General features: G+C 75.3%; 28 protein-coding genes and 1 riboswitch. Of the genes, 8 read left to right on the forward strand and 20 right to left on the reverse strand.

Annotation, left to right across the window (positions count from 1 at the left end; all coding sequences use genetic code 11):
- Nucleotides 1-5 precede the first annotated feature (5 nt).
- The 5 genes from INN71_RS16570 to INN71_RS16590 form a co-directional block, all read right to left on the reverse strand.
- Nucleotides 6-740 carry an RNA methyltransferase gene (locus tag INN71_RS16570; RefSeq protein WP_346813180.1) on the reverse strand — a complete coding sequence of 245 codons (735 nt, stop codon included), beginning with the start codon at nt 738-740 and terminating at the stop codon, nt 6-8.
- 92 nt (nt 741-832) lie between these two features.
- Entirely contained in the window at nt 833-1,219 is a 387-nt protein-coding gene (gene rplT / locus INN71_RS16575; RefSeq protein WP_277500667.1) for a 50S ribosomal protein L20, read from the reverse strand.
- Nucleotides 1,220-1,284: 65 nt separating this feature from the next.
- On the reverse strand, nt 1,285-1,479 hold the full coding sequence (gene rpmI / locus INN71_RS16580) for a 50S ribosomal protein L35 (RefSeq protein ID WP_157339999.1): 195 nt from the start codon (nt 1,477-1,479) through the stop codon (nt 1,285-1,287).
- 94 nt (nt 1,480-1,573) lie between these two features.
- Nucleotides 1,574-2,299, reverse strand: coding sequence for a translation initiation factor IF-3 (gene infC / locus INN71_RS16585; protein WP_277500665.1), 726 nt, complete (start codon nt 2,297-2,299; stop codon nt 1,574-1,576).
- Nucleotides 2,300-2,593: 294 nt separating this feature from the next.
- The gene (locus INN71_RS16590) at nt 2,594-3,142 is read right to left on the reverse strand and encodes an SseB family protein (protein WP_277500664.1); all 549 of its coding nucleotides are present in this window, start codon (nt 3,140-3,142) and stop codon (nt 2,594-2,596) included.
- A 99-nt stretch (nt 3,143-3,241) separates the two neighbouring features.
- Here INN71_RS16590 and INN71_RS16595 point away from each other — a divergent pair, with 99 nt between their 5' ends.
- From INN71_RS16595 to INN71_RS16605, 3 genes are read left to right on the forward strand one after another with little or no spacing between them, the layout of a single operon-like run.
- Complete coding sequence (locus INN71_RS16595; RefSeq protein WP_277500663.1) at nt 3,242-3,742, forward strand: hypothetical protein; 501 nt, start codon at nt 3,242-3,244, stop codon at nt 3,740-3,742.
- Nucleotides 3,739-4,980, forward strand: coding sequence for an alanine racemase (locus tag INN71_RS16600; RefSeq protein ID WP_277500662.1), 1,242 nt, complete (start codon nt 3,739-3,741; stop codon nt 4,978-4,980). The genes INN71_RS16595 and INN71_RS16600 overlap by 4 nt, the downstream gene beginning before the upstream one ends.
- Before the next feature lies 1 nt (nt 4,981).
- Nucleotides 4,982-5,617, forward strand: coding sequence for a uridine kinase (locus INN71_RS16605; protein ID WP_277500661.1), 636 nt, complete (start codon nt 4,982-4,984; stop codon nt 5,615-5,617).
- A 6-nt stretch (nt 5,618-5,623) separates the two neighbouring features.
- On the opposite strand, the gene INN71_RS16610 is transcribed toward INN71_RS16605, so the two are convergent.
- The 11 genes from INN71_RS16610 to ligD form a co-directional block, all read right to left on the reverse strand.
- Complete coding sequence (locus tag INN71_RS16610) at nt 5,624-5,908, reverse strand: hypothetical protein (protein WP_277500660.1); 285 nt, start codon at nt 5,906-5,908, stop codon at nt 5,624-5,626.
- 89 nt (nt 5,909-5,997) lie between these two features.
- Entirely contained in the window at nt 5,998-6,456 is a 459-nt protein-coding gene (locus INN71_RS16615; protein ID WP_277500659.1) for a PH domain-containing protein, read from the reverse strand.
- The gene (gene hisG, locus INN71_RS16620; RefSeq protein WP_277500658.1) at nt 6,440-7,309 is read right to left on the reverse strand and encodes an ATP phosphoribosyltransferase; all 870 of its coding nucleotides are present in this window, start codon (nt 7,307-7,309) and stop codon (nt 6,440-6,442) included. The genes INN71_RS16615 and hisG overlap by 17 nt, the downstream gene beginning before the upstream one ends.
- Before the next feature lie 42 nt (nt 7,310-7,351).
- Nucleotides 7,352-7,615 carry a phosphoribosyl-ATP diphosphatase gene (locus INN71_RS16625; RefSeq protein ID WP_277500657.1) on the reverse strand — a complete coding sequence of 88 codons (264 nt, stop codon included), beginning with the start codon at nt 7,613-7,615 and terminating at the stop codon, nt 7,352-7,354.
- Between the two features lie 11 nt (nt 7,616-7,626).
- Nucleotides 7,627-8,118, reverse strand: coding sequence for a 6,7-dimethyl-8-ribityllumazine synthase (gene ribH / locus INN71_RS16630; protein ID WP_277500656.1), 492 nt, complete (start codon nt 8,116-8,118; stop codon nt 7,627-7,629).
- A complete protein-coding gene (locus tag INN71_RS16635; RefSeq protein WP_277500655.1) occupies nt 8,115-9,506 on the reverse strand; it encodes a bifunctional 3,4-dihydroxy-2-butanone-4-phosphate synthase/GTP cyclohydrolase II in 1,392 nt (463 codons plus the stop codon). Before INN71_RS16635 ends, ribH begins: the two co-directional genes overlap by 4 nt.
- A complete protein-coding gene (pnuC, locus tag INN71_RS16640; protein ID WP_277500654.1) occupies nt 9,503-10,276 on the reverse strand; it encodes a nicotinamide riboside transporter PnuC in 774 nt (257 codons plus the stop codon). The genes INN71_RS16635 and pnuC overlap by 4 nt, the downstream gene beginning before the upstream one ends.
- Nucleotides 10,273-10,947, reverse strand: a complete 675-nt coding sequence (locus tag INN71_RS16645; RefSeq protein ID WP_277500653.1) for a riboflavin synthase — start codon at nt 10,945-10,947, stop codon at nt 10,273-10,275. Before INN71_RS16645 ends, pnuC begins: the two co-directional genes overlap by 4 nt.
- Before the next feature lies 1 nt (nt 10,948).
- Nucleotides 10,949-12,094: a bifunctional diaminohydroxyphosphoribosylaminopyrimidine deaminase/5-amino-6-(5-phosphoribosylamino)uracil reductase RibD gene (gene ribD, locus INN71_RS16650; protein WP_277500652.1), complete on the reverse strand. Its 1,146-nt coding sequence runs from the start codon at nt 12,092-12,094 to the stop codon at nt 10,949-10,951.
- An 87-nt stretch (nt 12,095-12,181) separates the two neighbouring features.
- Nucleotides 12,182-12,311: riboswitch (FMN riboswitch) on the reverse strand.
- A 161-nt stretch (nt 12,312-12,472) separates the two neighbouring features.
- Nucleotides 12,473-13,162, reverse strand: coding sequence for a ribulose-phosphate 3-epimerase (rpe, locus tag INN71_RS16655; RefSeq protein ID WP_277501495.1), 690 nt, complete (start codon nt 13,160-13,162; stop codon nt 12,473-12,475).
- Nucleotides 13,163-13,183: 21 nt separating this feature from the next.
- Nucleotides 13,184-14,149 carry a non-homologous end-joining DNA ligase gene (gene ligD, locus INN71_RS16660; RefSeq protein WP_277501493.1) on the reverse strand — a complete coding sequence of 322 codons (966 nt, stop codon included), beginning with the start codon at nt 14,147-14,149 and terminating at the stop codon, nt 13,184-13,186.
- Between the two features lie 64 nt (nt 14,150-14,213).
- Here ligD and INN71_RS16665 point away from each other — a divergent pair, with 64 nt between their 5' ends.
- The 4 genes from INN71_RS16665 to INN71_RS16680 all read left to right on the forward strand — a co-directional run bounded on the left by INN71_RS16665 (nt 14,214) and on the right by INN71_RS16680 (nt 18,791).
- The gene (locus INN71_RS16665) at nt 14,214-14,864 is read left to right on the forward strand and encodes a transcriptional regulator (protein WP_277501492.1); all 651 of its coding nucleotides are present in this window, start codon (nt 14,214-14,216) and stop codon (nt 14,862-14,864) included.
- Complete coding sequence (locus INN71_RS16670; protein ID WP_277501490.1) at nt 14,861-16,231, forward strand: MFS transporter; 1,371 nt, start codon at nt 14,861-14,863, stop codon at nt 16,229-16,231. The genes INN71_RS16665 and INN71_RS16670 overlap by 4 nt, the downstream gene beginning before the upstream one ends.
- Before the next feature lie 106 nt (nt 16,232-16,337).
- Nucleotides 16,338-17,081, forward strand: a complete 744-nt coding sequence (locus INN71_RS16675) for an AAA family ATPase (protein ID WP_277501487.1) — start codon at nt 16,338-16,340, stop codon at nt 17,079-17,081.
- Nucleotides 17,082-17,297: 216 nt separating this feature from the next.
- A complete protein-coding gene (locus INN71_RS16680; protein ID WP_277501486.1) occupies nt 17,298-18,791 on the forward strand; it encodes an HNH endonuclease signature motif containing protein in 1,494 nt (497 codons plus the stop codon).
- A 302-nt stretch (nt 18,792-19,093) separates the two neighbouring features.
- Here the strand turns inward: INN71_RS16680 and INN71_RS16685 are convergent, their stop codons facing one another.
- From INN71_RS16685 to def, 4 genes are all read right to left on the reverse strand, one after another.
- The gene (locus INN71_RS16685) at nt 19,094-20,557 is read right to left on the reverse strand and encodes an RsmB/NOP family class I SAM-dependent RNA methyltransferase (protein ID WP_277501485.1); all 1,464 of its coding nucleotides are present in this window, start codon (nt 20,555-20,557) and stop codon (nt 19,094-19,096) included.
- Nucleotides 20,550-21,017: a hypothetical protein gene (locus tag INN71_RS16690; protein WP_277501484.1), complete on the reverse strand. Its 468-nt coding sequence runs from the start codon at nt 21,015-21,017 to the stop codon at nt 20,550-20,552. The genes INN71_RS16685 and INN71_RS16690 overlap by 8 nt, the downstream gene beginning before the upstream one ends.
- Before the next feature lie 5 nt (nt 21,018-21,022).
- Nucleotides 21,023-21,964, reverse strand: a complete 942-nt coding sequence (gene fmt, locus INN71_RS16695) for a methionyl-tRNA formyltransferase (RefSeq protein ID WP_277501483.1) — start codon at nt 21,962-21,964, stop codon at nt 21,023-21,025.
- Nucleotides 21,965-22,025: 61 nt separating this feature from the next.
- The gene (gene def / locus INN71_RS16700) at nt 22,026-22,571 is read right to left on the reverse strand and encodes a peptide deformylase (protein ID WP_277501482.1); all 546 of its coding nucleotides are present in this window, start codon (nt 22,569-22,571) and stop codon (nt 22,026-22,028) included.
- Between the two features lie 142 nt (nt 22,572-22,713).
- Here def and ppk2 point away from each other — a divergent pair, with 142 nt between their 5' ends.
- Nucleotides 22,714-23,619: a polyphosphate kinase 2 gene (ppk2, locus tag INN71_RS16705; RefSeq protein WP_277501480.1), complete on the forward strand. Its 906-nt coding sequence runs from the start codon at nt 22,714-22,716 to the stop codon at nt 23,617-23,619.
- The last annotated feature ends 16 nt before the right edge of the window (nt 23,620-23,635 follow it).

The following is a 23,635-nucleotide window of genomic DNA, read 5'->3' on the forward strand; positions in this document are numbered from 1 at the left end:
CGATGCTACGGCGCGGGGGTGTCCCGCGGCACCGACCGCTGGGCCCGCGCGCTGGCGTAGAGGCACAGCGCGGCGGCGGTCGCCAGGTTCAGGCTCTCCGCGCGGCCGTGGATCGGGATGCGCACCACGTGGTCGGCGGCCGCGGCGAGCGCGGCGGGCAGGCCCCGGGCCTCGTTGCCGAGCAGCCAGGCGGTCGGACCGTCGAGGAGACCGGCGGCCTCCGCCTCGAACAGGTCGACGTCGCCCGCTCCGTCCGCGGCGAGCACCTGCACGCCGGCGGCGCGCACGGCGGCCACGCCCGCAGCCGCGTCGGGCACCTGGGCGAGCGGCAGGTGGAAGACGCTGCCCACGCTGGCGCGGACCGTCTTGGCGTTGTGCGGGTCGACCGCGTCGCCGAGGAGGACCACCCCGTCGGCGCCGGCGGCGTCGGCGCAGCGCACGACCGTGCCGGCGTTGCCGGGGTCGCGCACGTCGGCACACAGGGCCAGCAGCCGTGGCGCGGGCGTCAGCACGTCGGCGAGCGGCACGTCGAGCAGGTCGCAGGTGGCGACGATGCCCGCCGGCGTGACGGCGTCGCTGAGACCCGCGAGCGCGCGCTCCTCGACGAGCCGCACGGGCGTGGTCGGGGGTACGGCGGCCAGCAGGTCGGCGTACCGCTCGGCGGCCGCGGGGGTCACGAAGACCTCGCGCACGCGGCCGGGGACCTCGAGCGCGCCCTCGACGGCCTTCGGGCCGTCCACGAGGAACAGCCGCCGCTCGGTGCGTACCGAGCGGCGGCTGAGCTTGCGCGCTTCCTTGACCCGGGGGTTGCCGGGCGCGAGCGGGCTGGCGGTCAGGCCGAGACCTTCGCGGCGTTGACGTCGTCGGGGAGAGCGGCCTTGGCCGTCTCCACGAGCGCGGTGAACGCGGCCGGGTCGTTGACGGCCAGCTCGGCGAGGATCTTGCGGTCGACCTCGACGCCCGCCAGGTTCAGGCCCTGGATGAAGCGGTTGTAGGTCATGCCCTGCGCACGCGCGGCGGCGTTGATGCGCTGGATCCACAGGCGACGGAAGTTGCCCTTGTTCTTGCGCCGGTCGTTGTAGCTGTAGACCAGCGAGTGGGTGACCTGCTCCTTCGCCTTGCGGTACAGGCGCGAGCGCTGGCCGCGGTAGCCGCTGGCGCGCTCGAGGGTCGTCCGGCGCTTCTTCTGGGCGTTCACTGCCCGCTTGACGCGTGCCACGTTGTTGCTCCTCGTTCAGATCGGGTGCGGGGCGGGCCTGGCCCGCCGCCACGGGGTGGGGAAGGTCAGAGACCCAGCATCTTCTTGGCGCGGGGGACGTCGGCCTTGGCGACCTCGACCGTGCCCGTCATGCGCCGCGTGACCTTCGAGGGCTTCTTCTCGAGGTTGTGGCGCTTGCCGGCCTTCTCCCGCAGGATCTTGCCGCTGCCGGTCACCCGGAAGCGCTTGCCCGCACCGGAGTGGCTCTTGTTCTTCGGCATGTCGATTCACTCTCTTCTCGTGTCGACCACCGGGGGGTGGCCGACGGCGTACGTCGTCGTCTCGTCGTCGCGGACCGGGTCCGGGACGCGTCGCTCAGGCGTCGATCTCGGGGTCGAGGTTCTCGGAGCGGCGGCGCTCCTTCTTCTGCGCCACCGGCCCGGCCGCGTGGGCGGCGTCGCGCTCGGCGCGCTCCTCCGCCACGGCCTCGGCCCGCTCCGCGGCGCGCGACGCCTTCTCGGCCTCGGCCTCGACGCGGGCATCCGCCTTCTTCTTGTGCGGACCCAGGACCATGATCATGTTGCGGCCGTCCTGCTTGGGCGACGACTCGACGAAGCCCAGCTCCTCGACGTCGTCGGCCAGGCGCTGCAGCAGCCGGAACCCGAGCTCGGGACGGTGCTGCTCGCGGCCGCGGAACATGATCGTGATCTTGACCTTGTCCCCGGCCTTGAGGAACCGCACGACGTGACCCTTCTTGGTCTCGTAGTCGTGCGCGTCGATCTTCGGCCGGAGCTTCATCTCCTTGATGATCACGTTCGACTGGTTCCGTCGGGCCTCGCGGGCCTTCTGGGCCGTCTCGTAGCGGAACTTGCCGTAGTCCATCAGCTTGCAGACCGGCGGGCGCGCCATGGGAGCGACCTCGACCAGGTCGAGACCGGCTTCCTGCGCGAGTCGGAGGGCGTCGCCCGTGGGGACGATGCCGACGGTCTCGCCGTTGGGACCGACAAGTCGGACCTCGGAGACCCGGATCCGATCGTTGATGCGCAGCTCGGTGCTGATGTGTCCTCCTGGTTGGCACGGCGGACGGGTTCCTCGTCGCACCCCGGCGGCCCTGGACGGGCCCCGGGAAGCAGAAAAGGCTCCCGCTGACGAACAAGCGGAAGCCAGTCGCGACGACGTCGCCGCACGACGCACCACGGGTTCCATCCCGGGCGACGCCCTGCGTGGGCCACCACGCCGAGGCGGGGAGCCCGACCGGACCCGACGACCTGGTGGGCGCTGGGCCCGATCGGTCGGTGCGGGTGGGAGACGGGTGCTGCTGGTCTCCGCTTGGAGATCGGCGGCGGCCTGCGGACGCAGGTCACCACTGATCGGTCAACGAGGGAGACTAGCGGACTATTCCGCGGGCGCGCCAATCCAGGCGTAGCCGTCGGCGACCCGACCGAGCCGCCAGCCCCGGGCCGCGGCCTCGAGGTCCTCGCCCGCGACCACGAACCGGGACGGCCCGGCGATGTCGACGACGAGGGCGGCCGCGCCGTCCTGGATCGCCGAGCGCGCCGCCAGCTCGGTGGCGACGGGGACCGGGCGCGCGTCGGCACGCCAGCGCGCGAGGCTGTCGTGCCCCGTGAAGGCCAGCAGGGCCTGGCGCCCGTCGCGTCCGGTCACGAGCACCGTGGCCATGTCGCTGCTCTTGTCGTGCGCGAGGCCGGCGTCGTCGATCTCGACCTCGCCGAGGATCGCGACGACCGGCACCAGCAGCCGGGCCTCGAGCAGCGCCGCCAGCGCCGCGCCGTGGTCGGCGCGGCCCGCGTCGTACGCCGCGAGGACGGCGCGCAGCGCGGGGTCGGCGGCACCGGAGTCGTCGGCGAACCCCGGGTCGGGGATCGTGCGCCCGACGAACCGGTCCTGGGGCTCCGGGGCTCCCGGCGCGCGCTGCTCGTCCACCCGCCCATCATCGCAGCCGCACCGGCACCCACGACCGGCAGCCGCGACCCGCAGCCGCGACCGGCAGCCGGGGGCGCCGTCGGTGGCTAGGGTGGCCGGGTGGACTCGACCTGGCTCGCCCTGGCCGCCGTGCTGACCGCGCTCGGCGCGGCGTGGACCGTCTACGCGTGGCGCGCCCGGGGCGTCGCCTCCGCGGTGCGCGGGGCGGGCCTCACGCTCCTCGCCCCCGCCGCGTACCTCACGGGCACCCTCGAGCTCGCGGGCGACGTCGCCGTCGAGGTCGGCGACTGGGCGAGCGGCCTCGTCTTCTCCCCCGTCGTGTGGACGGGGGTCGCGCTGGCCGGCGCCGGTGCCCTGCTCATCGTGCTGGGCGGCGTGCTCGCCGCCCGCGGCCTGGGCACCACGCCCCGGCCCCGCGCGGTCCCCGCCGGCGACGGGACACGCGCCGTCCCCCCGACGCAGGCCCGCGGTGCAGGTCGCGGGGCCGGCCGCACCGAGCCTCCCGCCCGCGGGGCCGGGCGTCCGCCCGCCGGGGCCGCACCGGTGGACGACGAGCTCGCCGACATCGAGGCGCTCCTGCGCCGCCGCGGGATCCAGTGACCCCCCGCCCGGACGTCGTCGCCGGGCTCGCCGAGCGGCACCGGCTCGGCGACCGCCTGGGCGCCGCGCTGGCCGGTCTGCCGGCACCGGCCGCCACGCCCGCCGCCGTCGTCGACCTCGACGCGTTCGACGCCAACGCCGCCGACCTCGTGCGCCGCGCGGGCGGCACCCCCCTGCGGGTGGCGTCGAAGTCGCTGCGCGTGCCCGAGCTGCTGCGGCGCGCGCTGGCCACCGACGGCTTCGCGGGCGTGCTCGGCTACACCCTGGCCGAGGCGCTGTGGCTGCACGAGCAGGGCATCAGCGACGACGTCGTGGTCGGCTACCCCACCGTCGACCGCGCCGCCCTGACCCGGCTCACGTCCTCGCCGTCCGCGGCGGGCGCCGTCACGCTCATGGTGGACGACGTCGCTCACCTCGACGCGGTCGACGGCGTGCGCGCGTCCCGGGCCGTGCCCGTGCGGGTCGCGCTCGACGTCGACGCGGGGTTCCACGGTCCGGGCGGCACGCACGTCGGGCCGAAGCGCTCCCCCCTGCGCAGCGTCGCCGACGCGGTCGCGTTGGCCCGCGCCGTGGTGGAGCGGCCGGGCTTCGTGCTGGTCGGGGTCATGACGTACGAGGGCCAGGTCGCGGGCGTCGCCGACGACGTGCCGGGGCGCGGGCCGCGGATGGCGGTCGTGCGGCAGCTCAAGCGCGCGTCTCTACGCCAGCTGCGCGAGCGGCGCGCCGAGCTCGTGGCGGCCCTCGCCGACCTCGGCCCGATCGAGTTCCTCAACGCCGGGGGGTCCGGCTCCGTGGCGGAGACGGCCGCCGACCCGTCGGTCACCGAGGTCGCGGCGGGCTCCGGGCTGCTGGTGCCCGGGCTCTTCGACCACTACCGCTCCTTCGCGCCCCGGCCGGCGGCCTTCTACGCCGTCCCCGTCACGCGCCGTCCCGGGCCGGGCGTCGCGACCGTCCACGGCGGCGGGTACGCCGCGTCGGGCGCCGCCGGGCCCGACCGCCTCCCCCTCCCCTGGGCGCCGCCCGGGCTCGAGCTCACCGGGCTCGAGGGTGCCGGGGAGGTGCAGACCCCGCTGGTCGGACCCGGCGCGGACGCGCTCGCGGTGGGTGACCTGGTGTGGTTCCGCCACGCCAAGTCGGGCGAGCCGTTCGAGCACACCGACGTCGTGCACCTGGTCCGCGGCCGCGCCGTCGAGCGGACCGTGCCGACGTACCGGGGCGCGGGCCTCGCCCTCGGCTGAGGTGGACGCCCCGACCCCCGCGGCGCCCGCCGCGCACGGCCCCCTGCCCGGGGCCACCCTCGACGCCGTCCTCGGCCACCTGCTCGCCGCCCCGGCGCGGTGCGGCGCGGCCCGCCTGCTCTGCGTCGACGGCCCGGCCGGGTCGGGCAAGACCACGGCGGCCGGCGCGCTGGCGACCGCCCTCACCGCCGACGACCGGGTGGGCGGGGCCGTCACCGTGCTCCACATGGACGACCACTACGAGGGGTGGGACGGGCTGGACGCCGCGCCCGGCCGACTCGCGCGCGACGTCGTGGGCCCGCTGGCCGCCGGCGGGGTCGGCACCTACCGCCGCTACGACTGGTACGCCGGTGCCTTCGCCGAGACCCGCCGGCTCGGCCCCGTGGGCCCCGGGGACGTCGTGGTGCTCGAGGGCGTCGGGGCGGGCGCGGGGGTGCTGGCGCCGTACCGGAGCCTGCTGGTGTGGGTGGAGGCCCCGCCGGCGCTGCGGCTGCGCCGCGGGCTGGAGCGCGACGGCGCCGCGGTGGAGGAGCACTGGCACGGGTGGGGCCGCGCCGAGCAGGCGCACTTCAGCGCGCAGGGCACGCGCGCCGCCGCCGACCTGCGCCTCGACGCGCTCGGCCGGCTCGACGGTTGACGGGGCTCAGACCTGCTCGAGCGCGATGGTGCGGGTCTCCCGCGCGCCGGCCTCGGTGTGCCACGTCAGCACGACGTGCGGGTCGCAGTCGTCGGTCGAGCAGCTGAAGATGCCCTCGAGCGACCGGCCCGGCGGCACCACGGGGCGGTAGGAGCTGCCGAACGAGATGCGCTGCACGCCCTCGCCCGGCGCCAGGTCGACCTCCAGCGCCACGGCGTCGCAGCGCCGCGCCACCACGCGCCACGACCGGCCCCCGGTGCGGAGCTCCACGTCCCATCCCCCGATGTCCACGACGACGAGTCCACCACGGCTGGGGCCCCGCCGACAGGGATACGCCGGTACGGATGTGCCGGCGGGTGCATCGGGGGTGCGTCGCCCTCCTAGGAGGCGTCGACGAGGGCGCGCAGCTCGCGCACGGCGGCCTGGGCGCGCCCGCCGTCGGACGACTGGATGCCGAGCGTCGGGCGGGAGGTCCCGTCGGAGAGGTCGAGCGTGGCCCACGGGGCGCCGACCGGCATGCGCACGGCCACCACCTGCGCCCAGCCGTACTCGTAGCGCCGGTAGCCGTTCACGACGACGAGGCCGTCCTCGCGCGCCGTCACGCGGCACCGCAGCAGGCCCCACCACACGGCGGCGGCCAGGCCGGTGAGGACGACCATCAGGACGCGCTCGAAGATCCCGAACCGGTCGCGGATCTCGGGGTCGAGCAGGAACCACGCCGCTACCGCCGCGGCCGCGACCGTGCCGCCGGCGACGAAGCCCGCGAGCCGCGTGCCCAGCGGGCGCCACGTGCGGGGCAGGGCCGGGCGGGCGGGCGCGCCGTCAGAGCCGGCAGGCATGGATCTCCGTCGTCAGGATGCCGCGGGCGCCGGTGTCGTAGAGGTCGTCCATGAGGCGCTGCGCGCCGGCGCGGGGCACCATGACGCGCACGGCCACCCACCCGTCGCGGCGCAGCGGCGAGATGGTCGGCGACTCGATGCCCGGGGCCAGCGCGACGGCGGCCGCCACGTGCTCCTCGGCGATGTCGTAGTCCATCATCACGTAGCTGCGGGCCACGAGGACGCCCTCGATGCGGCGCTTGAAGATGGTCAGCCCGGCCGGGGGCGTGGCGCCGGCGCGGGTGATGAGGACCGCCTCCGACTCCAGCACCACGTCGCCGAAGGTCTCGAGACCCGCCTGGCGCAGGGTGGAGCCGGTCTCGACGACGTCGGCGATCACGTCGGCCACCCCGAGCTGGATGCTGGTCTCGACCGCGCCGTCGAGGCGGGTCACCGTCGCCTCGATGCCGCGCTCGGCGAGGTAGGCCTCGACCACTCCGACGTACGACGTGGCGATGCGCAGCCCCTGCAGGTCCGCGACGTCGGAGTAGCGGCCGGCGGGGCCGGCGAAGAAGAACCGCGAGCGGCCGAAGCCGAGCGGCAGCGCCTCCTCGGCCTGGGCGCCGGAGTCGCGCAGCAGGTCGCGGCCCGTGATGCCGATGTCGAGGGTGCCGTCGGCGACGTAGAGCGCGATGTCGCGCGGACGCAGGTAGAAGAACTCGACGCCGTTCTCGGTGTCGATCAGCGTCAGCCGCTTCGAGTCCGTGCGCTGCTGGTAGCCGGACTCGGTGAGGATGCCGGCCGCCGCGGTCGACAGCGCGCCCTTGTTGGGCACGGCGACGCGCAGCAGGTCGGGGGTGGTGGTGCTGGTCAACTCAGTCGTCCTTCGAGGGTGAGCGGGAGGGGGCCGGGGCGCTCACAGATGGGAGTAGACGTCGTCGAGCGTGACGCCGCTCGCCAGCAGCATGACCTGCGCGTGGTACAGCAGCTGGCTGACCTCCAGCGCGACCTGCTCCTTCGACTCGAACCGCGCGGCCATCCAGACCTCGGCCGCCTCCTCGACGAGCTTCTTGCCGATGGAGTGCACCCCGGCGTCCAGGGCGGCGACGGTGCCGGACCCGTCGGGGCGGGTGCGGGCCTTGTCCTCGAGCTCCGTCCAGAGCTCCTCGAACGTCTTCACGGGGCAGCAGCCTACGGCGTGCCGGCGGGGCCGCCGGACAGGGCCCGCAGCACCCCGGCGGTCTCGAGCGCGGCCGAGGTCGCCTCGTAGCCCTTGTCCTCGGCCGACCCGGGCAGCCCGGCGCGGTCCAGCGCCTGCGCCTCGGTGTCGCAGGTCAGCACGCCGAAGCCGACGGGCGTGCCGGCGTCGAGCGCGACCCGGTTGAGGCCGTCGGTCGCTGCGGAGCACACGTACTCGAAGTGCGGCGTTCCGCCGCGGATCACGACGCCGAGCGCCACGACGGCGTCGTGGGTGCGGGCCAGCGCGGCAGCCACGACGGGCAGCTCGAACGTGCCGGGCACCCGGACGACCGTCGGGTCCGCGACGCGGGCGTCGGACAGCGCCCGGTGGGTGCCGGCCAGCAGGCCGTCCATCACCTCGGCGTGCCAGGAGGCGGCCACCACGGCCACGCGCAGGTCGGAGGCGTCGCCGGGACGCAGGTCGGGGGCTCCGTGGCCGCTCATCGGGCATCTCCTTCGTCGGTGTCCGCGGTGTCGTCGTGCAGCGGGATGGTGGCGTTGCCGGTCGGCTCGGCGACGAGCCGGGCGTGGGTGACCGGGTCGACGTGGGGCGGGTCGACGACGAGGTCCGCCTCGTCCGCCGCCGCCGGGTCCGGCGCGGCGGGCGCCCACCCGTCGAGGCCGTCGAGCTGGTGGCCCATCCGGTCCCGCTTGGTGAGCAGGTAGGTGATGTTGTGGTCGTTGGGCAGCGTGGCGAGCGGCACGCGCTCGGCGACGTGCACGCCGTACTCCTCGAGGTTGGAGGTCTTCTCCGGGTTGTTGGTCAGCAGGCGCACGCTCCGCACGCCCAGGTCGCGCAGGATCTGCGTGGCGGTGCCGTAGTGGCGGGCGTCGGCGGGCAGCCCGAGGTCGAGGTTGGCGTCGACGGTGTCGCGGCCGCCGTCCTGCAGCGCGTAGGCCTGCAGCTTGGCGACGAGGCCGATCCCCCGGCCCTCGTGGCCGCGCAGGTAGACGACGACGCCGCGCCCCTCGGCCACGATCCGGGCGATCGACTCGTCGAGCTGCGGGCCGCAGTCGCAGCGCTGGGAGCCGAAGACGTCGCCGGTGAGGCACTCCGAGTGCACCCGGGTCAGGACCGGCTCGTCACCCGAGAGGTCGCCGGCGACGAGCGCGACGTGCTCGGAGCCGTCGATGCTGATGCGGTAGCCGTACGCCGTGAGCTCGCCGTGCGTGGTCGGCAGCCGGGTCTCGGCCACCCGCTCGGCGTGACGCTCGACGCGGCGGCGGTAGCGCACCAGCTCCTCGATCGAGATCATCGCCAGGCCGTGCTCGTCGGCGAACTCGCGCAGCTCGGGGCCGCGCTTCATCGTGCCGTCGTCGTTGACGACCTCGACGAGCACGCCGACGGGCGTGAGGCCGGCGAGGCGGGCGAGGTCGACGGCGGCCTCGGTGTGGCCGCGCCGCACGAGCACCCCGCCCTCGCGGTAGCGCAGCGGGAACACGTGCCCCGGCCGCGTCAGCTCCCACGGCTCGGTCGCCGAGTCGGCGAGCGTGCGCACCGTGTGAGCGCGGTCCGCCGCGCTGATGCCCGTGGAGACGCCGTCGCGGGCGTCGACCGAGATCGTGTACGCCGTGCGCAGCTTGTCGCGGTTGTGCGGCGTCATCAGCGGGATCTCGAGGCGGTCGAGCATCTCGCCGGGCATCGGCGCGCAGATGACGCCCGAGGAGTGGCGGATCGTGAAGGCCATGAGCTCGGGTGTGGCCCGGGCGGCGGCGAAGATGATGTCGCCCTCGTTCTCGCGGTCCTCGTCGTCGACCACGACGACGGCCTTGCCCGCGGCGATGTCGGCGACGGCACGCTCGACGCTGTCGAGTCGGACGGTGGTGCTCACGGGTGGGTGCTCCTTGCTGCGGCCGCCTCGGCGGTCGCGACGGGGACGGCGGGGACGGTGGGGGCGAGGGGCTCGGCCGGGGCCCCGGTGGGCTCGTGCGCCTCCGACAGCGCCAGCGCGTGCAGGCGGCGCTCGACGCGCCACCAGGTGACGAAGCCCAGCACGACGAAGGCGGCGTACACGACGTACATGGCCGCGGTCGGGTAGTAGCCGGCCTCGAGCAGCGTGGTCACGCCGACGACGTCGACGGCCAGCCAGACCAGCCAGAACTCCACCCAGCCGCGGGCCATGCCGTAGGTGGCGAGCATCGAGCCGGCCAGGATCCAGGCCTCGGTCGCCGGGCCCCACGAGCCGAGGCGGGTGAGCGCGGCGTACGCGGCGGCGTACCCCACGACCCCGAGGACCGCGAGCTGGAGCCAGCCGGACGGCCCGGCCCAGCGGGGTACGACGGCCCCTCCGTCCGCGGCCCCGCCCGCCCGGCGCAGGCGGCTCCAGCGCCACCAGCCGTAGAGGCCGACGGCCGCGAAGAAGACCTGCCGCCCCGCCTGGCCCCACAGGGGGTCGGCGACGACGTTGCTGAGCTCGCCCCAGGCGAAGACGCCGAAGAGCAGGACGTTGCCGACGAGCCCGACGGGCCACGCCCAGACGACGCGGCGCATGCCGAGCAGGGCGCTCGCGAGGCCGAAGGCGTTGCCCACGACCTCGGGGACCGAGAGGTACCCGCCGCCGACGGCGAGCTGGCCGTGCAGCAGCCACTCCAGCGGGCTCACGCCTCGCCCCCGTCGGTCGCGGCGGTGCGGGCGTCCGCTGCCCGGGAGGCGCCGGCGATGCGCGCCAGCTGCTCGTCGGCGTACCCGCCGCTGACGAGGCGCTCCACGTGCTTGGCGATGACGTCGACCTCGAGGTTGACCGGCTCGCCGACGGCGCGGGTGCCGAGCGTCGTGCGGGCCAGGGTCTCGGGGATGAGGCTGACGGTGAAGGTGCGCGCGCCGACGTCGACCAGGGTGAGGCTGACGCCGTCGACCGTGATGGAGCCCTTCTCGACGAGGAAGCGCGCGAGGCTCTCGGGGTAGGCGACCTCGACGACCGTCCAGTGCTCGCTGGCGCGGCGGTCGACCACCTCGCCGACGGCGTCGACGTGGCCCTGCACGACGTGGCCGCCGAGGCGCTGGTCGGCGCGGACCGCGCGCTCGAGGTTGACGACGTCGCCGACGCGGCGGCGGCCCAGCGTCGTGCGGGCCAGCGACTCGGCCATGACGTCGGCGGTCCAGGTGCCGTCCTCGCGGCTCGCGACCGTCAGGCAGCAGCCGTCGACGGCGATGGAGTCGCCGAGACGGGTGTCGCCGAGCACGGTGGCAGCGCGCACGGTGAGCCGGATCGCGTCGTCCTGCTGCTCGACGGCCTCGATGGCGCCGAGCTCCTCGACGATGCCGGTGAACACGTCAGATCATCTCCGTCCGGGTCGGGGTGGGGGTGGGGGTGGGGGGTGCTGCGGTGGGTCCGGTGGTGCCGTCGGCGCCGGCCACCACGGGCCGGAGCACGAGCCGGACGTTGGTGTCCGCACCCGTGCCGACCGTCGCCGCGTCGAGCACCTCCAGGTGCAACGCATCGGCGATCGTGGTGATGCCCAGGTCGCCGACGGCGGAGCGGCCGGCGCCCAGCAGCAGGGGCGCGACGTACACGACGACCTCGTCGACGAGACCGGCGGCGAGGAACGCGGCGGCCAGCGTGGGGCCGCCCTCGAGGAAGACGTGGCGGGCCTCGCGCACGGCGAGGAGCGCCAGCGCCTCGTGGGGGTCGCGGGTGCGCAGGTGGGTGGTCGGGGCCGTGTCGTCGAGCACCTGGGCGCCCGCGGGTACGTCGCGCAGCCCCATCACGGCGCGCAGCGGCTGCACCGGGAGCGGCTGGTCGTCGGCGCCGCGCACGGTCAGGCGGGGGTCGTCGTCGACGACGGTGCCCGTGCCGGCGAGCACTACGTCGGCCTCGGCGCGCAGCCGGTGGGTGTCGGCGCGGGCCGCGGGCGAGCTGATCCAGCGGCTGGTGCCGTCGGCGGCGGCGCTGCGCCCGTCGAGGGTGGCGGCGAACTTCCAGGTCACGAACGGACGGCCGCGGGTGACCGCGGTGGTCCACGCGCGGTTGAGCGGCGCGACCTCGTCGACGAGCACGCCGGTGACGACGTCGACGCCCGCGGCGCGCAGGGTGGCGGCTCCCCCGGCGGCCGCCGGCGTGGGGTCGCTCTGCGCCACGACGACCCGAGCCACCCCGGCGGCGAGCAGCGCCTGGGCGCAGGGCCCGGTGCGGCCGGTGTGGTTGCAGGGCTCGAGGGTGACGACGGCGGTGGCGCCCCGCACGTCGACCCCGGCGTCCGCGGCGGCCGTGAGCGCGACGACCTCGGCGTGCGGCGTACCCGCCCCGGCGTGCGCGCCGGCGGCGAGCTCGGTGCCGTCGGGGGCGAGGAGCACGCAGCCGACGCGGGGGTTGGGCCCGGGGCGCCCGCGCTCGCGGGCCAGCACGAGGGCGCGCCGCATCGCGTCGCGCTCGGCGGGCGTGGCGCCGCCGTCGGCGGGGCGGGGGGTGTCGCTGGTCATGCGCTGCGTCTTCCCGGTCGGTCACGGACACCGGGGGCGCGCGGACCGTCGCGGGTCGACGCAGGGGCGTCGGACCGCGGCGACCACGTGCGTGCGCTTCCCATCCGGACTCTCACCGTCGGTCCAGGAATCCCACCTGGTCAGCCGGCCGCTGGATGCGGCCGGGTCGCGGACTCTCACCGCCGGCTCGGAATTTCACCGACCCCAGTGCACGCGAGTTGGTCAACTCGTCTCCCGGGATCCTGCCACACGGCCCCCGACGGGCCGCGACGTCCCGCCCTGCGGACGCGGGACCGGACGCGGGACCGGACGCGGGGCCTGACGCGGGGCCTGACGCGGGGCCGGACGCGGGGCCGGACGCGGGCTCGGGCGCGGGGGTCAGGCCGGGGCGCGGGCGGCGTCGCCCGCGGCGCGCGCGGCATCGCCCGCGGCGCGCAGGGCGCCGATCATGGCGTCGGGGTCGTCGGCGGAGTAGACGGCGCTGCCGGCGACGAACACGTCCGCCCCGGCCGCGGCGCACCGCTCGATGGTCTCCAACGACACGCCGCCGTCGACCTGGAGGGCGCACTCCACGCCCCGGGCGTCGAGGAGCGCCCGGGCGCGGCGGATCTTGGGGAGCACGAGGTCGAGGAACTTCTGGCCGCCGAACCCGGGCTCGACCGTCATGAGCAGCAGCATGTCCAGCTCGCCGAGCATGTCGGCGTAGGGCTCGACGGGGGTGGCCGGCTTCAGCGCCATGCTCGCCCGGCCGCCCGCGGCGCGGATCTCGCGCGCCAGGCGCACGGGCGCGGCGGCGGCCTCGACGTGGAACGTCACCGAGGCGCAGCCGGCCTCGACGTACGTCGGGGCGTGGCGGTCGGGGTCCGCGATCATGAGGTGCGCGTCGAGCGGCAGGTCGGTCGCGCGCGCCAGGGCCTCGACCATCGTCGGGCCGAAGGTCAGGTTCGGCACGAAGTGGTTGTCCATCACGTCGACGTGGACCATGTCGGCGCTCGGGATGCGTGCGACCTCCGCGCCCAGCGCGGCGAAGTCGGCGTTGAGGATGCTCGGCGTGATCTGGATGCCCACGGGGGGCGATCCTAGGGGTGCTCAGGCCTCGTCGTCGGGCGGGGGCGCCGCGCCCTCGGCCTCGTCCCGGTCGGCCCACTCGAGCAGGGGCGCGATGTCGAAGACGTGCTCGTCGGCGTGCAGCCCCGCGTGCAGGTCGCCGAGCTCGGCGAAGCGGGCGGGCACGGTGGCCAGCGTCAGGTCGCGCGGGTCGGCGTCGGCGACCTCGTCCCAGCGCAGCGGGGTCGAGACGCGGGCGTCGGGCAGGCCGCGCAGGGAGTACGCCGCCGCGATCGTGTGGTCGCGGGTGTTCTGGTTGTAGTCGACGAAGACCTTCGCCGGGTCGCGGTCCTTGCGCCACCACGCGGTCGTCACGTCGTCGGTGCGGCGCTCGACCTCGCGGGCGAAGGCGTGGGCGGCGCGTCGTACGTCGGCGAAGCCGTGGGTGGGCGGGATCCGCACGTAGACGTGCAGGCCCTTCGAGCCGCTCGTCTTGGGGTAGCCGACCGCGCCGAGCTCGTCGAGCACCTCGTGGGCCACCGCCGCGACGCGCTGCACGGTGGCGTAGTCGCAGGCGTCCCCCGGGTCGAGGTCGATGCGCCACTCGTCGGGCTGCTCCACCTGGCCGCGCCGGCTGTTCCAGGGGTGGAACTCGACCGTCGACATCTGCACGGCCCAGATCACCGCGGCCGGCTCCGTCACGCACAGCTCGTCGGCCGTGCGGCCCCAGCGCGGGAAGAACAGCTCGACGGTCTCGACCCAGTCGGGCGCGCCGGCCGGCAGCCGCTTCTGGTGCACCTTGTCGCCGGCCAGCCCCTTGGGGAAGCGGTGGAGCATGCAGGGGCGCTCGAGCAGCGCGCCGGTGATGCCGTCGGCGACGGCCAGGTAGTACTCCACCACGTCCAGCTTCGTGGCCCCGGACTCCGGGAAGTAGACCCGGTCGGGGTTGCTGACCCGCACGACGCGGGAGCCCACCTCGACCTCGACGGACGGCGACTTCGACGGCACGAGCGCCAACGTAGCCGAGCGGTCCCCCTTGACGGAATGGTCGGCAGTTCCCGACCATACGGCCATGGCCGACCGTTCTGCGCCCGACCGCTCCTCGCCCGACTACGACCTCGCCGACGAGCTCGTGGTGACCGACCCGGAGCAGTACCGCGCCCTCTTCGAGGAGACCCGCACCCGGATCGTGACGCTCCTGCTCGACCGCGCGGCGACCACGTCGGAGCTGGCCGAGGTGCTCGGACGCCCGAAGGGCACGGTGGGCCACCACCTCAAGACGCTCGAGCGCGCCGGGCTCGTGCGGGTCGTGCGCACCGAGCGGGTGCGGGCGCTGGAGGCGCGCTACTACGGCCGCACCGCGCGGACCTTCCTCTACCACCCCGTGGGCGAGGCGGTGGGCTGGCAGCAGCGCCTCCTGCAGCGCGCGGCCGCCGAGATGGGCGCCGTGCCCGAGGGGGGTGCGGACGGGAGCGCCGATGGAGGTGCCGGTGGAGGTGCCGGTGGAGGTGCCGGTGGCGACGGGCGCGCGGAGACGTGGCCCGCCACGGCGTACCTGCGCCAGGCCCGCATCCCCCGCGAGCGCGCCGAGGAGTGGGACCGGCGGCTCGGCGACCTCGTCACGGAGTTCGCGGCGCAGCCCGCGGAGGGAGGCACGACGTACGCCGTCGTGGCCGGCATCTACCCGACCCGCGGCCTACCCGCCCCCGGGGAGGAGGCGTGAGCGCCGACGCGGCCGCGCCCCCGACGGCGGGGCGCGGGCTGGGGGCGCGCTACCGGCGCGTGCTGGCGTCGTCGGCCGCCGCGAACCTCGGTGACGGCCTCATGGTGGTCGCCGTCCTGTGGCTCGCGTCGTCGCTGACCCGCGACCCGTTCGTCATCACGCTGCTCGGCCTGGCGTCGCGGCTGCCGTGGCTGGTGTTCACCCTGCTGGCCGGCGTGCTGACCGACCGGGTCGACCGCCGGCTGCTCGTCGGGTCGATGGACGCGGTGCGGTGCGTCGCCGTCGCGCTGCTCGCCGCCGTCGTCGCCTTGCACCAGGCGTCGCTGCCGACCCCGGCCGAGCTCGCCGCGGGTGCGCCCGCGCCCGACGCCGCGCCCCTGCTGCTCGTCGTGCTGGGGGTCGTCTCGTTGCTGCTGGGCTTCGCCGAGGTGCTGCGGGACAACGCGGCGCAGACGCTCCTGCCCGCGGTCGTCGACCGTGCCCACCTCGAGCGCGCCAACGGGCGGCTGTGGGCGGTGGAGAGCACGATGAACAACTTCGTCGGGCCGCCCCTGGCCGGGCTGCTCCTCGGCCTGGCCCTCGTCGTGCCGTTCGCCGCCAACGCCGGGCTGCTCGCGCTCAGCGCGCTGCTGGTGCTGGGCCTGCGTGGCGACTTCCGGCCGCGGCGGGCACCCGCCGTACCCGGGGTCGCCCCCGCTGTCCCGGACTGGCGCCGCGAGCTGGCCGAGGGGTTCGGCTGGCTGTGGCGGCACCGCCTGCTGCGCACGCTCGCGTTCATGCTCGCCGCGATGAACCTGCTGACGACCGCAGCGTTCGTGACGCTCGTGCTGTTCGTGCAGGAGGTGCTCGGTGTGCTCGACGGCTGGGCGTTCGGGCTGGTCACGACGGGTACGGCGGTCGGCGCGGTCGCCGCGTCACTGGTCGTGGACCGGGTGGTGGCGCGGCTCGGCCCGGGACCGTCGCTGCTGGTCTCCGTCGTGGGCTCCGCGCTCGTGCTGCTGGTGACGGGACTGACGTCGTCGCCCGTGCTGTTCTGGGCGATGGGCGTGGTCACCGGCCTCTTCGTCGTGCTGTGGAACGTCGTCACCGTGTCGCTGCGCCAGCGGATCATCCCCGACCACCTGCTGGGCCGGGTCAACTCCGTCTACCGGTTCTTCGGCTGGGGGATGATGGCCGTCGGCAGCCTGCTCGGCGGCGCGGTCGTCGTGGCCCTCGACGCCGTCGGCGACCGCGAGTGGGCGCTGCGGGCGCCGTTCCTCCTCGCTGCCGCCGGCCACCTCGTGCTCGTGCCGGTGGCCCTCCGGCGGCTCGGGACCGCCGCGATCCGCGCCGCGGAGGCCGAGGCGGAGGCGGAGGCCCGCGGCTGAGTCGCTGGGCGGCCCCCGACCAGTACGGCGCCCGGCACCGTCGGTGGGGTGCGGCAAGGTGGTCGCCGGGTGCCGGCTCGGGGTGGGCCGGCGGCGAGGAGGCGAAATGCGGTTCGACCAGCCACCGGTGGTGCGGGTCGCGGTGGATCCCGAGCGGCCGCCCCCCGAACCGGGCGTCTGGCCGCTGACGGTGCCGGCCGTGGCGCAGCTCGTGCGGGACGGTTTCGACCCCGCGCCCGGCGTGACGTTCCTCGTAGGGGAGAACGGCTCGGGCAAGTCGACGATCGTCGAGGCGCTGGCGGAGGCGTACGGGCTACCACCGGAAGGTGGCTCGACGCAGGGCGGTCGCGCGACCTGGCGCAGCGAGTCAGCCCTCGCCCGATCGCTGCGGGTCCAGCGCGGGATCGGTTCGGGCCGGTGGGGCTTCTTCCTGCGGGCCGAGACGATGCACGGGTGGTACACGTTCAACGAGTCGACGATCGACCCCGACGCCCGCGGACCGCGGCGGGCGTCCGAGTACCACCTCATGAGCCACGGTGAGTCCTTCCTCGAGGTCTCTCGCACCCATCTCGACGGGCCGGGGTTCTACTGCCTCGACGAGCCGGAAGCCGCGCTCTCGTTCTCCGCCACCCTGGGGTTCATCGGCCGTCTGGCCGAGCTCGTTGCGTCGCGGGCGCAGGTCGTCTGCGCGACGCACTCCCCCGTCCTCGCCTCCCTCCCCGGCGCCCGCATCCTCGAGCTGGGTCCGTGGGGAATGCGGGAGACGACGTGGGACGACCTCGAGCTGGTCGAGCACTGGAAGCGGTTCCTCGACGCCCCGGGGAGGTACCTGAGGCACGTCCTGGAGTGAGGGCGTCGGGGCGGGACGTCGGCGGTGTCGGCGCGGTGTCGGTGGCGGGGGCACTCCGCTTCGGTGGTTGAGGTGGCCGCCCCAGCGGCCCTCGAAACCACCTCGAGGACGGTTGCCGGCCGGGTGCTGTGGCGACGCTCAGACTCCTAGATCTTCTTTCCCCAGCCCCCGCTCTCGGACCCGAAACTGTCGGTGGTCGCCCCTAGCGTTGTCGGCATGAGCCACCCGAGCACCGCCGTCGTCGAGGCCCCTCCGGCCATCGACTCGACCGCGCTGCTCGCGACCGCCCGAGCCGCTGCAGCGGCTCAGCGCGCGGCGGAGGTGGCGGCGTTCGTCGCGGTCGCGGACTGGGCTGACGCCCACACCGACGGGGTGGTGGGTGACCCCATCGGCCCGCTCGGGCTCTGGCATGAGGACCCCAGCTCGGTACCGGGTGGCGACCGGTTCCTCGAGCTCGGCGGACCCGGCGCCCCCCTTGTCTCGGAGTTCTGCCTCTACGAGATCTCCGCAGCCCTCGGCCGCTCCGTCACCTCCGGCCGCCCGCTCGTCGGTGACGCCATCGAGCTGCGCCACCGCCTCCCCCGCCTCTGGGACCGTGTCCTCGCCGGGGCCGACCCCCTGACGCAGAAGCGATCGCTGCCGGTCTGGCGGGCACGGAAGATCGCCGCCCTCACCCGCAACCTCACGCCCGAGGGTGCGGACTTCGTCGATCGCAACCTGGCGCCGGTCGCGCACCGCGCCACGATGCCGACCGTCGAGCGCCTCGTCGCCGAAGCGGTAGCCCGGTTCGACCCCGAGAACGCCGAGCTGGACCGGGCGGACGCAGACGCCGGCCGGTACTTCACCATCGAGACCACCCCCAGCGACGCGGGCTCACCGTGGACCGGCGTCGTCCCCGTCCACGGCACCCTCGACATCGCCGACGCCCTCGACCTGAACAACGCCGTCCAGCGCGTGGCCGCCGACCTCGCCGCCGCGGGCTGCGACGCCGCCCTCGACGTCCGCCGCTCCATGGCCCTCGGCGAACTCGCACGACGCCAGACCGCACTCGACCTCCACGGCGCCGACCCGACGAACGACGAGACGCCGGTGGGCTCCACCCGGACACCTGCGCGGCAGGTCGTGCTCTACGTCCACCTCAGCGACGCCGCCGTCACCGCCCAGCGCTCCGGCGACGACTTGGCGGCGGGGCCCGGCGTCGACACCGCGACCGGTGGCGTCGGGATCGACCTTGCCCGCCTCGAGAACACCCGAGGGATGGTCACCGCCGACCAGGTCCGCGACTGGTGCCGCACGCCGGGCACGAAGATCACCGTCAAGCCCGTCATCGACCTGAACCAGCACGTGGCGGTGGATGCGTACGAGGTCCCCGACCGCATCGCCGAACGTGTCCGGCTCGACCGGCCCACCTGCGCGTTCCCCTACTGCAGCCGACCAGCACGAGGGCTCGACCTCAACCACACCCAGCCCTACCGGTGGGAAACGGCACCCGGTGCCGGGCAGACATCCACCAGCAACCTCGCGCCGCTCTGCCGAGGCGAACACAGGGCCAAGACCCACCCCTCGCCGACCGGGTCGAGCCCACCTGGCAGTGACCCGCCCGACCGGCGATGGCGCTACCACCGCGACCCCCACGGCACCTACCTCTGGACCAGCCCCCACGGGCTCCGCTACGCCGTCGACCCCACCGGCACCACACCACTCGACTAGCACCGCCACCAGCGCCGACCCCGCCGCCCCAGCACCACGTGGCGGGGCCACCGGCACGCCAGGCGTGGTTTCGAGGGCCGCTGGCGCGGCCACCTCAACCACCGGACGACCCAATCCCCGGGCGCAGGTCCAGGCGTGGTTTTCGAGGGCTGCCGGGGCGGCCACCTCGACCACCGGCGCGAGGCGCGCGACCAGGTCGACTCCCGGCGTACCGGCTCGGCCGCACGGATCAGGAGTCGCGGTACGAGCGGTAGCTGTCCACTACCGCTGACACCGCGACCCACCGCCGCCGACCCCGCCCGTCAGCGCCGCCGCAGCAGGGCGACGAACATGGCGTCGGTGCGGTGCTCGTGCGGCCACAGCTGCACGGTGGGGGTGCCGTCGGCCAGGGCCGGGCCGCGGGCGGCGGCGACGCCGGGGAGCAGCGCGGTGGCGTCCTCGGCGTCGACGTCGTCGCGCCGACCGAGCACGCCGTCGACGACCTCGACCGTCTCCGCGGGCACCGGCGAGCACGTCGCGTAGACCACGACGCCGCCCGGCCGCACCACGGTGAGCGCCGCGTCGAGCAGCCGCTCCTGCAGCGGCACGAGGTCGCGCAGGTCGGACGGCTGGCGCCGCCACCGCGACTCGGGCCGCCGGCGCAGCGCACCCAGACCCGAGCACGGGGCGTCGACGAGCACGCGGTCGAACGACCCCGGCTCCCACACCGGCGCCGTGCCGTCGCCCGTGACGACGGCCTCGACCCCCGGGGCGAGCGAGCCGTCGGGCAGGGAGAGGGCGCGCCGTACGAGCTCGGTGCGGTGCTCCTGCGCCTCGTTCGCAACGAGCCGCGCGCCACGGGAGCCGGCGAGTGCCGCGAGCAGCGCCGCCTTGCCGCCGGGCCCGGCGCAGAGGTCGAGCCACCGCTCGTCCCGGCCCTCGACGACCGCGGCGGCGAGTGCGACCGCCACGAGCTGCGACCCCTCGTCCTGCACCCCGGCGTCACCGCCGGCGACGGCCGCGAGCGCGCCGGGGTCGCCGCCGGGCAGGGCGACGCCGTACGGCGACAGCACGGTGGCCGTGCCCCCGGTCTGCTCGACCAGCTCGTCCCGTCCGATCCGGCCGGGGCGGGCGACGAGCGTGACGCCGGGCGCGAGGTTGTCGGCACTCAGCAGTGCGTCGAGGTCGTCCGGTCGCCCGGAGCGCGCCAGGCTGTCCGCCAGCGCCGCCACCACCCAGCGCGGGTGGCTGTGGGCGACGGCCGCGAACCCCACGGGGTCGGTCGTCGGGTCGGGGGCGACGCGTCGCACCCAGCCGGCGAGGTCGTGCTCGCCGACCCGCCGCAGCACGGCGTTGGTGAAGCCCGCCGGCCCCTGCCCGACGCGGGCGCGGACGAGGTCGACGGTGGTGGAGATCGCCGCGTGCGCGGGCACGCGCATCGACAGCAGCTGGTGACCGCCGAGCCGCAGCGCGTCGAGCACCTTGGCCTCGACCTTCGCCAGCGGCCGGTCGACGCAGGCGGCGACGATCGCGTCGTACGTGCCCTGCCGGCGCAGCGTGCCCGCCGCGAGCTCGGTGACGAAGCCGGCGTCGCGCCCGCTCAGGCCGTGCTTGCGCAGCACGTCGGGCAGCACGAGGTTGGCGTAGGCCCCCTCGACGCGGACGGCGACGAGCACGTCGTACGCCGCGAGCCGGGCCGGGTCGGCGGTGCGCCGGGCAGCGGGGGTACGGCCTCCCGAGCGGGGGCCGTTGCCGCGCCCGCCCGGACGTCGTCGCGGGTCAGCCACGCTCGCCCCCCGTGAACGCACGCACCAGCTTCGGCGGGGCGTTGCGCAGCCACGACTCGGTCAGCACCTCGCGCAGCTCGCCGCGCGTGATCTCCCCCAGCCGCGACTCCTGCACCAGCACCCCGTCGTGGCCGTCGAGGTGGGGCACGGTGAAGAACGGGCCGTCGGCCGCCACGAGCGCCGCCTTGGCGCCCTGGTCGGCGGCCCACAGCACGAGCAGGTCCTCGTACGGCGCGCCGGTGGCGGGGTCGAGCGCCGTCGGCCCGGGCGGGCGCCACCCGCAGAAGCCGCGGGGGCGGGCCTTCGTCGCGGGGTCCGAGACGAGGTAGGTGGGCATGTCGCCCCACGAGGTGCCGTAGGTAACGTGCGGCAGCGCGCGGCAGAGCGCGTGGACGTCGTCGGCGGTCGCCGGACGAGCGTCCTCGGCCGCCGCCTCGGGCCCCTCGGCGCGGGAGGCCACGGTGCTCAGACCCCGAACCGGGCGCCGGACTCCAGGCGCACCCCGCGGGCCCAGTCGGCCGCCGCCATCTGCTTCTTGCCGAAGGCCTTGACCTCGCCGAGGCGCACCGGGTGGGTGCCGGTCCCTACGAACACCGCGTTCTTGGTCACCTCGAGCTCGCCCGGCGCGAGCGCGGGACGCTCGGCGTCGATGGTGACGGGCCCGAGCTTGATGCGCTGCGACTCGCCGTCGACGAGCTGGGTGGACCAGGCGCCGGGGGCCGGCGTGCAGGCGCGGATGCGCCGGTCGACGGCGACCGCGGGCTCGTTCCAGTCGACCTGCGCGTCCTCGACGGCGATCTTCGGCGCGAACGACACGCCCTCCTCGGGCTGCTCCCGCGCCTCGAGCGACCCGTCCTCGATGCCGTCCAGCGTCGCGACGAGCAGGCCCGCGCCACCCTCGGCCAGGCGCGCCAGCAGGTCGCCGGAGGTGTCCCCCGGGCGGATCCGCTCGGTCATCACGCCGAACGTCGGACCGGCGTCGAGGGCCTTGACGATGCGGAAGGTCGTGGCCCCCGTGACCTCGTCGCCCGCCCACACCGCGTGCTGCACCGGCGCCGCACCGCGCCAGGAGGGCAGCACCGAGAAGTGCAGGTTGATCCAGCCGTGCGGCACCAGGTCGAGCGCCGACTGGGGCAGCAGCGCGCCGTACGCGACCACGGGGCAGGCGTCCGGGCGCAGGGCGGCGAGCTCGGCCTGGAACTCCGGGTCGCGCGGGTGCTCCGGCTTGAGCACGGGCACGCCCAGCTCCTCGGCGCGCTGCGCGACCGGGCTCGCGACCAGCTTGCGGCCCCGCCCCGACGGGGCGTCGGGACGCGTCACCACCCCGACCAGCTCGTGCGCCGACTCGGCGATGGCGTTGAGGGCGGGGACGGCGACCTCGGGGGTGCCGGCGAAGACGACGCGCATGGGGCGGGGGGTGCTCCTGTGTCGGGGTGAGGTGCGTGAGGGGTGCGGGTGGGGTGCGGGCTCAGCGGCCGAACGGGCCGGTCGGGTGGGGCGAGACCTTGACGGTCGGCTTCTCCAGCCCGAACCACTCGGCCTCGCGGATCTCCTTCATCGCGGCCTTGCGGGCCTCGGCGTCGAGCTTGTCGATGAAGAGCACGCCGTCGAGGTGGTCGGTCTCGTGCTGGATGGCGCGCGCCAGGAACTCCGAGCCGCGGACGGTGACCGGCTCGCCGTGCATGTCGAACCCGTGGGCCACGACCGACAGTGCGCGGCGGCACTCGAAGGTGAGCTCCGGCAGCGACAGGCAGCCCTCGAGCGCCACCTGCTCCTCCTCCGACAGCTCCAGGGTCGGGTTCACCAGGTGCCCGAGCTCGCCGTCGACGTTCCAGGTGAAGACCCGGACGCTCACCCCGATCTGCGGGGCCGCCAGCCCGGCGCCGGGGGCCTCGAGCATGGTGTCGGTCAGGTCCTGCACGAGCGTGCGCAGCTCGCGGTCGAAGTCGGTGACCTCGCTCGCGCGGCGGCGCAGCACGGGGTCGCCGAAGAGCCGGATGGGTTGGATCGCCACCGGACCAGTGTAGGAGCCCGCCGCACCGCTCCCGGCCACCCGCCGGGCCACCGACCGGACACCGACCGTTCACCCCCCACCCCTAACGTGCGCGGGCCGTGCGCAGGCGTGCGCGGCCGACGACGCAGGGAGGGGACCACCGGTGGTGACGCGCGAGGTGCTGGACGACGTCCGGGCCTACATCGACCGCTTGCAGGTGGAGGGCTACGCCCTCGGGGAGGACCACGACGACGACCCGGTCCTCATCGACCCGCAGGGGCGCGCCGTCGACACGTGGCGGGAGAACTACCCGTACGACGAGCGGCTGGGCCGCGAGGAGTACGACGAGCAGAAGTACGCGCTGCAGGTCGAGCTGCTGAAGTTCCAGCGCTGGCAGGGCGCGACCGGCGCGAAGCACGTCATCGTGTTCGAGGGCCGCGACGCCGCCGGCAAGGGCGGCACGATCAAGCGCTTCATGGAGCACCTCAACCCCCGCCACGCCCGCACGGTCGCGCTGGGCAAGCCCAGCGACCGCGAGCAGCACCAGTGGTACTTCCAGCGCTACGTGCAGCACCTCCCGACCGCCGGCGAGCTCGTTCTCTTCGACCGCAGCTGGTACAACCGCGCCGGCGTCGAGCGCGTCATGGGCTTCGCCACCGACGACGAGTACGAGCTCTTCATGCGCCAGGCGCCCGTCTTCGAGCAGATGCTCGCGGAGAGCGGCGTGCACCTCACGAAGTTCTGGTTCTCCGTCACCCAGTCGGAGCAGCGCACGCGCTTCATCATCCGCCAGGTCGACCCCGTCCGGCAGTGGAAGCTGTCGCCGATGGACCTGCAGTCCCTCGACCGGTGGGACGCCTACACGGCGGCGAAGGAGGCGATGCTCCTGCGCACCGACACCGACGTCGCGCCCTGGACGACCATCAAGTCCAACGACAAGAAGCGCGCCCGGCTCGAGGCCCTGCGCCACTTCCTGTCCACCGTCGAGTACGACGGCAAGGACCACGCCGTCGTCGGCGAGCCCGACCCGCTGGTCGTGCGTCGGGGCGTCGACGCCGTCGGCGACTGACGGCCCCCGCCCGTCG

This window comes from Nocardioides sp. ChNu-153, from assembly GCF_030466625.1.
In the GTDB taxonomy this organism is placed as follows: Bacteria; Actinomycetota; Actinomycetes; order Propionibacteriales; family Nocardioidaceae; genus Nocardioides.